The following is a 10,017-nucleotide window of genomic DNA, read 5'->3' as shown; positions in this document are numbered from 1 at the left end:
TTCCGACATACGGTCATTCCGGTTGCCATCTTCCGACGCAGCTCGCCATTTTGCTGTGATTCAAGACAAGAAGTTCTGGGAAATCTTTACCATGCGTTCGCACCTGCTCAAGGCTCTACCCTTCGCTCTCGCCGCCTCTTTTGCACAAGCACAATCCTTACCGGAAGCCATGCAACAGGCACTGGATGTCCATCCGGAAATCCAGGCAGGGGTCAACAGTCGATTGGCTGCGGATTATCAGTTAAAGGCTGCCAAAGGTGGATACCTGCCCAAGGTCGATCTGCTCGGCGGTTATGGCCGTGAAGGCACCGACAGCGTCACCACCCGTGCCAACGGTGGCGGCAATCACTGGGAAACCCTGAATCGCGGCGAGTCGAGTGTGCGCCTGTCGCAAATGGTTTTTGACGGTTTTGCGACGTCCAGCGAAGTCGGGCGTCAACAAGCCACCGTCAACTCCCGCGCCTACTCCTTGCTGGGCACCTCCGAACGCACCGCGCTGACCGTGGCCCAGGTTTACCTGGACGTGTTGACCCGTCGCGAATTCGTGCGCCTGGCCGAGGAAAACCTCAAGAGCCACCAGCGTATCTACGACCAGATCCAGTTGCGCACCCAGCGCGGCGTCGGCAGCGGTGCCGACCTCGACCAGGCCGAAGCGCGGATGGCCCAGGCCCGCAACAATCTGCTGACCGAGCAGACCAACCTCGCCGACTCGGAAACCAACTTCCTCAGCGCTGTCGGCCAGATGCCCGATCAACTGGAGCGTCCGGCGCCGTTCATGGCGATGATGCCGGCCAACCTCAATGAAGCGCGCCAGCAGATGCTGGAAAACAGCCCGATCCTGCGCTCGGCCGAGTCCGACATCGCTGCTGCCGAGAAGCAGTACGAAACCGCCAAGTCGACCTTCTACCCACGTTTCGACGCCGAACTGGGCCGCACCGCCGACAACGACCTCGACGGTCAGAACGGTCACAACAATGAATGGCAGGCGATGCTGCGCATGCGCTTCAACCTGTACTCCGGTGGCAGCAACAAGGCTGACCTGGAATCCAAGTCCTACCTGTCGAATCAGGCGCTGGACATCCGCAACAACGCCCTGCGTCAGTTGAACGAAGAACTGGGCCTGGCCTGGAACGCCTTGAACAACGCCAACGCCCAGGTGCCGATCGCTCAGCAGTACGTTGATCACAGCACCTCGGTGCGTACCGCTTACCAGCGTCAGTTCAGCCTCGGCGAACGAACCCTGCTGGATTTGCTCGACAGTGAAAACGAACTGTTCACCGCTTCGCGCCGTCTGGCCGAGATCAAAAACATTCAGTTATTTACTCAGTACCGAATCAAGGCGACCATGGGCGAGTTGCTCAAGAGCCAGGGAGTGGTCGCACCGATGGCATCCGTTGTGCAGAACGACGTGAAGCCCAAGGTCCAACTGCCCGGGATGAATTGAGTTGTCCCTTTTCAACTGTTAAAGAGTGTCGAGCGTGGAATCAGAAGTCAGTCGAGTTCATCTCAGTCATGATCCACGCGCGTTGCACGACGATCCGTTACTGGATGGTCTGCTCGCCCTTTGCATGCTGCACCAGAAACCCGCCAGCGCGGCGATGCTGACCACCGGTCTGCCGCTGCCCAAGCAACGCCTGAGTGTCGAGCTGCTGCCCCGTGCGGCGGCGCGCGCCGGACTGCAGGGGCGGGTGCTGCAACGCAAGCTGGAAGAGATTCCGGCCATCGCCATGCCGGCGCTGTTGCTGCTCAAGGATGGTCGCAGCGCTGTCCTGCTCGGCTGGCAGGGTGAGAACGAAGCCCGGGTGTTGCTCAGCGAAACCGACGGCGGCGAGTCCCTCGTCAACCGTGAGCTGCTGGCCGACGACTACCTCGGCAAAGTGTTCTTCGCCCAACCCCAGCACAAATTCGACGTCAACCATGGCACGCTGATCCCGCGTGCACGCTCGTGGTTCCGCGACACCCTCAAGCGCTCGCGCTGGCTGTACGTCGACGCCATCGCCGCCAGTTTCCTGATCAACATCATCGCCATGGCCGCGCCGCTGTTCGTGATGAACGTCTACGACCGCGTAGTGCCGAACCAGGCTGAAGCGACCCTGTGGGTCCTCGCACTGGGCATCACTGGCGCCTACATTTTCGACCTGATCCTCAAGAGCCTGCGCAGCCTGTGCCTGGATCTGGCCGGCAAGAAAACCGACCTGATCATCTCCGCCACGCTGTTCGAACGCATTGTCGGCATGGCCATGAAATACCGCCCGGCGCGGGTCGGCAGCTTTGCCCAGAACATCCATGAGTTCCAGAGCCTGCGCGATTTCCTCGCCTCGCTGACCCTGACCAGCCTGATCGACCTGCCGTTCACCCTCCTGATCTTCATCGTCATCGCGATTCTCGGCGGGCATCTGGTGTGGATTCCGGTGCTGGCCTTCCCGATTGCGCTGCTGATCGGCTACGCACTGCAGAAGCCGCTGGTGGCAACCATGGAACGCACCATGGCGCTGGGGGCCGAGCGTCAGTCGAGCCTGATCGAAACCCTCGCCGGCCTCGACGCGGTGAAGGTCAACAACGCCGAAAGCGAACGCCAGTATCAGTGGGAACAAACCATTGGCACTCTCAGCCGCCTCGAGCTGCGGGTGAAAATGCTCTCCGGCCTGGCGATGAACATCACCCTGCTGATCCAGCAACTGGCCGGGGTGATCATGATCGTCTTCGGCGTGTACCAGATCATCGCCGGCAACCTGAGCATGGGCGGTCTGATTGCCTGCTACATGCTCAGCGGTCGCGCACTGAGCCCGCTGGCATCGCTGTCCGGTTTGCTGACTCGTTATCAGCAGGCGCGGGTGACCATGACCTCGGTCGACCAGATGATGGAGCTGCCGCAGGAGCGCAATTTCGAAGAGCGCCCGCTGAGCCGCAAGGTGCTGCAAGGCGCCATTGAATGCCGTCAGCTCAACTTCACCTACCCGGATCAACAGAACCCGGCGCTGAAAAACATCAACCTGGTGATCCGTCCCGGCGAGAAGATCGGCATCATCGGCCGCAGCGGTTCGGGCAAGAGCTCGCTGGCCAAACTGCTGGTCGGCCTGTATCAGCCGGACGATGGCGCGTTGCTGGTGGATGGCGTCGATATCCGCCAGATCGACGTCAGCGAGTTGCGCTACAACATCGGCTACGTGCCGCAGGACATCCAACTGCTGGCCGGCACCCTGCGTGACAACCTGATTTCCGGCGCCCGTTACGTCGAGGACGAGCTGGTGCTGCAAGCCGCCGAACTGGCCGGCGTGCATGAATTCGCCCGCCTGCACCCGCAGGGTTATGAACTGCAAGTCGGCGAGCGCGGGCAGAACCTGTCCGGCGGCCAGCGGCAGAACGTCGCCCTGGCCCGGGCGCTGTTGCTCAATCCGCCGATCCTGCTGCTCGACGAACCGACCAGCGCCATGGACAACACCGGCGAAGAGCGCCTCAAGCAACGCCTGGCTGCAGTCGTTGAAAACAAGACCGTGGTGCTGGTGACGCACCGGGCGTCACTGCTGTCGCTGGTGGATCGTCTGCTGGTGATCGACCGCGGGCAGATTCTCGCCGATGGCCCGAAAGCCGCCGTGATGGAAGCGTTGAAGAAGGGGCAGATCAGTGTTGCTTAAGTCGGGTTTCAAGGATTCGATCCGTCGCTACTTCAAGGGCTCTGCCTCGCTGCAGGGCCAGCCGCTGCCGGAGGTCAACAAGGCCTTGATCGAGGACGCGCCGCGTGTGGTGCGGCTGACGATCTGGGCGATCATCGGTTTCTTCGTGTTCCTGATGCTGTGGGCCAACTTCGCCGTCATCGACGAAGTGACCAAAGGCGACGGCAAGGCGATTCCATCGTCGAAGATCCAGAAAATCCAGAACCTTGAGGGCGGTATCGTCTCCGAGCTGTTCGTCAAGGAAGGCCAGATTGTCGAAGCCGGCGCCCCGCTGGTTCGCCTGGACGACACGCGATTCGCTTCCAACGTCGGCGAAACCGAAGCTGATCGCTTGTCGATGCTGCTGCGGGTCGAGCGCCTGAGCGCCGAAGTCGATGACCGTCCGCTGAATTTCCCGGAGGACGTGCTCAAAGCCGTGCCGGGTCAGGCCAAGAGCGAAGAATCGCTGTACGTCAGCCGTCGTCAGCAATTGCACGATGAAGTCGGCGGCTTGCAGGAGCAGTTGATCCAGCGTCAGCAAGAGTTGCGCGAGTTCACCTCGAAGCAGGCGCAGTACCGCCAGCAACTCGGCCTGCAACGCCAGGAAATCAACATGTCCGAGCCGCTCGTGGCCCAGGGCGCGGTGTCGCCGGTGGAAGTGCTGCGACTCAAGCGTGCAGAAGTGGAAACCCGTGGTCAGCTCGACGCCACCACACTGGCGATCCCGCGTGCCGAATCGGCGATCAAGGAAGTGCAGCGCAAGATCGACGAAACTCGCGGCAAATTCCGCAGCGAAGCCCTGACTCAGCTCAACGAAGCCCGCACCGACCTGAACAAGGCCCAGGCCACCGGCAAGGCGCTGGAAGACCGGGTCAGCCGGACGCTCGTCACCTCGCCGGTGCGCGGCATCGTCAACAAGATGCTGGTCAACACCATCGGCGGTGTGATCCAGCCAGGCAGCGATTTGCTGGAAATCGTGCCGCTGGACGACACCTTGCTGGTCGAAGCGAAGATCCGTCCGCAGGACATCGCGTTCCTGCATCCGGGCCAGGAAGCTACGGTGAAATTCACCGCGTATGACTACACCATCTACGGTGGTCTGAAGGCCAAGCTCGAGCAAATCGGTGCCGACACCATCACCGACGAAGACAAGAAAACCACCTACTACATCATCAAGCTGCGCACCGATCGCAGCCATCTCGGCACTGACGAGAAGCCGTTGCTGATCATCCCGGGGATGGTGGCGTCGGTGGATATCATCACCGGCAAGAAGACCGTGCTGAGCTACCTGCTCAAACCGATCATCCGGGCGCGGGCTGAGGCGTTGCACGAGCGATAAGCCTTCACGGACGCCTTCGCGGGACTCGCGAAGGCGTCCGTCGCAACAACGTATCCCGTCCAGAAGTGACACAAATGGTCACTCACCATCCAGTCCATTCCAAAGCAATCGCCATATCGTTATTCGCTAACGGTATTTAAATTCCGCTTCTTATAGCTATAAAGTCGACCTCCTGCGTACCTGCCGACCAATCGGCGCGCCGCACGACACGAACCCACACGCAATCCAGCGTGAGTTTCTGATCGACGCGCGCGCCCTTGAGCGTGCCGTGCGTGGGAGATTGATTGATGTCCGCAGCTACTGCTACCCCAAGCGCCGCGACTGTCGCGCCGCAAACCTTCGAGATCCGCCCGTTCAGCGGTGCCGTCGGCGCCGAAATCATCGGCCTCGACCTGACCCGTTCGGTCAACGATGAAGACTTCGCCCGCATCCACCGCGCGCACCTCGATCACCACGTCGTGGTGTTCCGGGACCAGCGCATCACCCCGCAACAGCAGATCGATTTCAGCCGCCGCTTCGGCGTGTTGCAGATCCACGTGCTCAAGCAGTTCCTGCTGGCCAATCACCCGGAAATCCTCATTGTTTCCAACATCGTCGAGAACGGCCAGAACATCGGCCTCGGTGATGCCGGCAAATTCTGGCACTCGGACCTCTCCTATAAAGAGCTGCCGAGCCTCGGCTCGATGCTGCACGCCCAGGAGCTGCCGTCCGAAGGTGGCGACACCCTGTTCGCCGACATGCACAAAGCCTGGGACAGCCTGCCCGACGCGCTGCGCAAAGCCGTCGAAGGCCGTTCGGCTGCGCATTCCTACACTGCGCGTTACAGCGAAACCAAATTCGAAGGCAACTGGCGCCCGACCCTGACCCCGGAGCAATTGGCCCAAGTCGCCGAGGTCGTGCACCCGGTGGTCCGCACCCACCCGGAAAACGGCCGCAAGGCGTTGTTCGTCAGCGAAGGCTTCACCACCCGCATCGTCGGCCTGCCGGAGGACGAGAGCAAACAACTGCTCGATGAGCTCTACGCCCACAGCGTGCTGCCGCAGAACATCTATCGCCATCAATGGCAGCCCCACGACCTGGTGTTCTGGGACAACCGTTCGCTGATCCACCTTGCCGCCGGTTGCCCTGCGCACCTGCGCCGCAAGTTGTATCGCACCACCATCCAGGGCGACGCGCCTTTCTGATTTGCCGGAGAACCGATCATGTCCAAACGTCTTCCATTCGCGCCGCTGGCGGCTGCCATCGGCCTCGGTTTCAGCCTGATCGCCGGCAGCCTGGTGGCGCCGACCGTGGCCCACGCCGAAGGTGAAATCCGTATCGCCGAACAGTTCGGGATTGTCTATCTGTTGCTCAATGTGGTGCGCGATCAGGGACTGATCGAGAAGTACGGCAAGCAGGAAGGGCTCGACATCAAGGTCGACTGGACTCAGTTGTCGGGTGGCGCGGCGGTCAATGATGCGCTGCTTTCCGGCTCCATCGACATTGCCGGCGCTGGCGTCGGGCCGTTGCTGACCATCTGGGATCGCACCCATGGCAAGCAGAACGTCAAGGCCGTGGCCTCGCTGGGCAACTTCCCGTACTACCTCGTCAGCAACAATCCCAAGGTCAAGACCATCGCCGACTTCACCGAGAAGGATCGCATCGCGGTGCCGGCGGTTGGCGTTTCGGTGCAGTCGCGCTTCCTGCAATACGCGGCCGCCAAGCAGTGGGGCGACAAGGAATTCAATCGCCTCGACAAGTACACCATCGCCGTCCCGCACCCGGACGCCACCGCTGCGTTGATCGCCGGCGGCACCGAGCTGACCGGGCATTTCTCTAATCCGCCATTCCAGGATCAGGCGCTGCAGAACCCGAACGTGCACGTGGTGCTCAACTCCTATGACGTGCTTGGGCCGAACTCGCCGACCGTGCTGTTCGCCACCGAGAAATTCCGCAACGACAACCCGAAGACCTACAAGGCGTTCGTTGAAGCCCTGACTGAAGCCGCGCAATTTGCGCAGAACGATAAAGGCGCGGCGGCGGACACTTACCTCCGCGTGACCAAGGCCAAGATCGACCGCGCCGAACTGCTGAAAATCATCGACAACCCGCAGTTCGAATTCAGCGTCACGCCGAAAAACACCTACCCGCTGGCCGAATTCCTCTATCGCGTCGGCGCGATCAAGAACAAACCTGAATCGTGGAAGGACTACTTCTTCCAGGACGCCAAACCGCTGCAAGGGAGCTGATCGACATGAACGCCCCCTTGCAAGGCCACGCGGCCAGCAACCCGATCGCCACAGCGCAGGCGCTGTTGGCGGTCGACCAGGTCAGCCTCGAATACCGCACGCCGCAGCGCGTCGTGCGCGCCACACACCAGGTCAGTTTCGAAGTCGACCAGCAGGATCGCTTCGTGCTGCTCGGCCCGTCCGGTTGCGGCAAATCAACCTTGCTCAAAGCCGTCGCCGGGTTCATTGCGCCGTGCGAGGGCGAGATCCGTCTGCAAGGTCAGCGCGTCGACGCGCCGGGGCCGGACCGGATCGTGGTGTTTCAGGAGTTCGATCAACTGCCACCGTGGAAAACCGTCAAACAGAACGTGATGTTTCCGCTGCTGGCCTCGCGCACCTTGAAGAAAAAGGAAGCCGAGGAGCGCGCCCTGCATTATCTGGAAAAAGTCGGTCTGGCGGCGTTCGCCGATGCCTATCCGCACACCTTGTCCGGCGGCATGAAGGCGCGGGTGGCGATTGCCCGGGCGCTGGCGATGCAGCCGAAAATCCTGCTGATGGACGAGCCATTCGCTGCGCTGGATGCCCTGACCCGGCGCAAGATGCAGGAGGAATTGCTGCTGCTCTGGGAGGAGGTGCGTTTCACCTTGCTGTTCGTCACTCACTCGATTGAAGAAGCGCTGGTGGTCGGCAATCGCATCCTGCTGCTGTCGCCGCATCCGGGGCGGGTGAGGGCGGAAGTGCACAGTCATCAATACGATCTGCAAAGCCTCGGCGGTGTGGCGTTCCAGGAATCGGCGCGGCGCATTCATCGGCTGCTGTTCGATGAAGGGCAGTCGCCGGAAACCGAGCGCGAGCACGATTTCAACGACATTCGCATCGCTTATTGAGCCACCCGGAGGATCGCCCGATGAGCCATTCATCATCCGTACGTCAAGAATTCGAAACCGTTCTGCAACCGCTGACCAGCGTCCCGGTGGAGCGCGAACTACCGCTGGGCCAGCGCCTGTGGCAGCAGGGCTGGCTGCGCAAAAGCGTGATCCTGATTCTGCTCGCGGTGCTCTGGGAAGTGGTGGCCCGGGTGCAGAACAACGATCTGCTGCTGCCGAGCTTTTTGCAGACCAGTCATGCGCTGTACGACGGCCTGCTCAGCGGCGAGCTGCTGGGCAAGGTGTGGATCTCGCTGGTGGTGCTGCTCAAGGGTTACCTGATTGGCATCGTCCTGGCCTTCGCCCTGACCACGCTGGCGGTTTCGACCCAATTCGGCCGGGACCTGCTGAGTACGCTGACCTCGATGTTCAACCCGTTGCCGGCGATTGCGCTGCTGCCGCTGGCGTTACTGTGGTTCGGCCTGGGTCAGAACAGCCTGATTTTCGTGCTGGTGCATTCGGTGTTGTGGGCGCTGGCGCTGAATACTTACGCCGGGTTTCTCGGCGTCTCGGAAACCCTGCGCATGGCGGGGCGCAACTACGGTTTGAAGGGCATGCGCTTTGTGCTGTTCATCCTGATTCCGGCGGCGCTGCCGTCGATCCTCGCCGGGCTGAAAATCGGCTGGGCTTTCGCCTGGCGTACCCTGATCGCCGCCGAACTGGTGTTCGGCGCCACCAGCGGCAAGGGTGGTCTGGGCTGGTACATCTTCCAGAACCGCAACGAGCTGTATACCGACAAGGTGTTTGCCGGTCTGGCCGTGGTGATCCTCATCGGTCTGCTGGTGGAGAACCTGGTATTCGACACGCTGGAGCGGGTGACGGTGAAACGCTGGGGAATGCAGCGCTGATTGTTTGATCTGCTAGCATTGCGTCCGAATCAATTCTGATCGGTCACGAGTGCTCGGCATGCAACTTCCGGACATGAACCTGTTGGTCGCCCTCGACGCCTTGCTCGACGAGGGCAGCGTGGTCGGCGCCGCGCGGCGGATGAACCTCAGCCCGGCAGCCATGAGCCGCACGCTGACGCGAATCCGCGAAGCCATTGGTGATCCGATTCTGGTGCGTGCCGGCCGGGGTCTGGTGCCGACGCCCAAGGCGCTGGAACTGCGCGAACAGGTGCGCGATGTGGTCGAGCAGGCGGCGCTGCTGTTTCGCTCGGCGGATGCGGTGGAACTAGGCACCCTGCGCCGGCGTTTCAGCATTCGCGCCAACGATTTTTTCGTCGGCGTGTACGGCGGCAAGCTGTTCGACACCTTGGATCAACTGGCGCCGCACTGTGAATTGCGCTTCGTTCCCGAGGGTGACGGCGACGATGAAGCCTTGCGCGAAGGGCGAATCGACCTGAGTGTCAGCAACACGCGTCCGGTGACCCCGGAAGTCAAAGTGCAGAACCTGTTTTCCACCCACTTCGTCGGCCTGGTACGCGAGGATCACCCGCTGCTGGATGGCGAGATCACCGCAGAGCGCTACGCCGGTTTTTCCCACATCAGCATGTCCCGCCGGGGCATCGCCCGTGGGCCTATCGACACCGCCTTGAATGCCCTGGGGCTGGAGCGGCGAGTGGCGGTGATCGCGCCAAGTTTCCACGCGGCGATGTTCGCCCTGCCGGACTCCGACCTGATCCTGCCGGTGCCCAAGGAAGCGCTGCTCAGCGTGCGGCGACTGGGATTGAAGCTGCGCTCGTTCGACCTGCCGATCCCGTTGCCGACGCTGATGCTGACCCAGGCCTGGCACCCGCGTTTCGACAAGGACCCGGCCCACCGCTGGCTGCGGGAAACCCTCAAGACCTGCTGCGACGAAACCTGGCTGGCGGCGCAGCCCTGACGATTGCGTCTGACGCACTTATAAGCTGCCAACAAGTCAATTTTCGTCAGCTCTAAGCCTTACTAAGA

8 protein-coding genes are annotated in these 10,017 nt (G+C 61.7%); all 8 read left to right on the top strand.

The window, feature by feature from the left end:
- Positions 1–91 precede the first annotated feature (91 nt).
- The gene (locus tag AC07N4_RS21600) at positions 92–1,444 is read left to right on the top strand and encodes a TolC family outer membrane protein (RefSeq protein ID WP_096823038.1); all 1,353 of its coding nucleotides are present in this window, start codon (positions 92–94) and stop codon (positions 1,442–1,444) included.
- 34 nt (positions 1,445–1,478) lie between these two features.
- Positions 1,479–3,635, top strand: a complete 2,157-nt coding sequence (locus AC07N4_RS21595; RefSeq protein WP_096823037.1) for a type I secretion system permease/ATPase — start codon at positions 1,479–1,481, stop codon at positions 3,633–3,635.
- Positions 3,625–4,992 carry an HlyD family type I secretion periplasmic adaptor subunit gene (locus AC07N4_RS21590; RefSeq protein ID WP_096823036.1) on the top strand — a complete coding sequence of 456 codons (1,368 nt, stop codon included), beginning with the start codon at positions 3,625–3,627 and terminating at the stop codon, positions 4,990–4,992. The genes AC07N4_RS21595 and AC07N4_RS21590 overlap by 11 nt, the downstream gene beginning before the upstream one ends.
- 287 nt (positions 4,993–5,279) lie before the next feature.
- Positions 5,280–6,176: a TauD/TfdA dioxygenase family protein gene (locus tag AC07N4_RS21585; RefSeq protein WP_096823035.1), complete on the top strand. Its 897-nt coding sequence runs from the start codon at positions 5,280–5,282 to the stop codon at positions 6,174–6,176.
- Between the two features lie 18 nt (positions 6,177–6,194).
- Complete coding sequence (locus tag AC07N4_RS21580; protein WP_493065925.1) at positions 6,195–7,220, top strand: ABC transporter substrate-binding protein; 1,026 nt, start codon at positions 6,195–6,197, stop codon at positions 7,218–7,220.
- Between the two features lie 5 nt (positions 7,221–7,225).
- A complete protein-coding gene (locus AC07N4_RS21575; protein WP_085712610.1) occupies positions 7,226–8,086 on the top strand; it encodes an ABC transporter ATP-binding protein in 861 nt (286 codons plus the stop codon).
- 20 nt (positions 8,087–8,106) lie between these two features.
- The gene (locus AC07N4_RS21570; RefSeq protein ID WP_085712611.1) at positions 8,107–8,973 is read left to right on the top strand and encodes an ABC transporter permease; all 867 of its coding nucleotides are present in this window, start codon (positions 8,107–8,109) and stop codon (positions 8,971–8,973) included.
- A 58-nt stretch (positions 8,974–9,031) separates the two neighbouring features.
- Complete coding sequence (locus AC07N4_RS21565; RefSeq protein WP_011331856.1) at positions 9,032–9,949, top strand: LysR family transcriptional regulator; 918 nt, start codon at positions 9,032–9,034, stop codon at positions 9,947–9,949.
- Positions 9,950–10,017 lie beyond the last annotated feature (68 nt).

The sequence above is a fragment of the Pseudomonas sp. GW821-FHT09E04 genome, from assembly GCF_059416185.1.
The sequence above is the reverse complement of the archived record's forward strand: the minus strand, read 5'-3'. Positions and strand labels throughout refer to the sequence as shown.

Bases quoted from the DNA above. Each gene is read 5' to 3' on its own strand.
- AC07N4_RS21575 (WP_085712610.1), top strand. From the start codon at position 7,226: ATGAACGCCCCCTTGCAAGGCCACGCGGCCAGCAACCCGATCGCCACA.
- AC07N4_RS21585 (WP_096823035.1), top strand. From the start codon at position 5,280: ATGTCCGCAGCTACTGCTACCCCAAGCGCCGCGACTGTCGCGCCGCAA.
- AC07N4_RS21600 (WP_096823038.1), top strand. From the start codon at position 92: ATGCGTTCGCACCTGCTCAAGGCTCTACCCTTCGCTCTCGCCGCCTCT.
- AC07N4_RS21580 (WP_493065925.1), top strand. From the start codon at position 6,195: ATGTCCAAACGTCTTCCATTCGCGCCGCTGGCGGCTGCCATCGGCCTC.
- AC07N4_RS21565 (WP_011331856.1), top strand. From the start codon at position 9,032: ATGCAACTTCCGGACATGAACCTGTTGGTCGCCCTCGACGCCTTGCTC.
- AC07N4_RS21570 (WP_085712611.1), top strand. From the start codon at position 8,107: ATGAGCCATTCATCATCCGTACGTCAAGAATTCGAAACCGTTCTGCAA.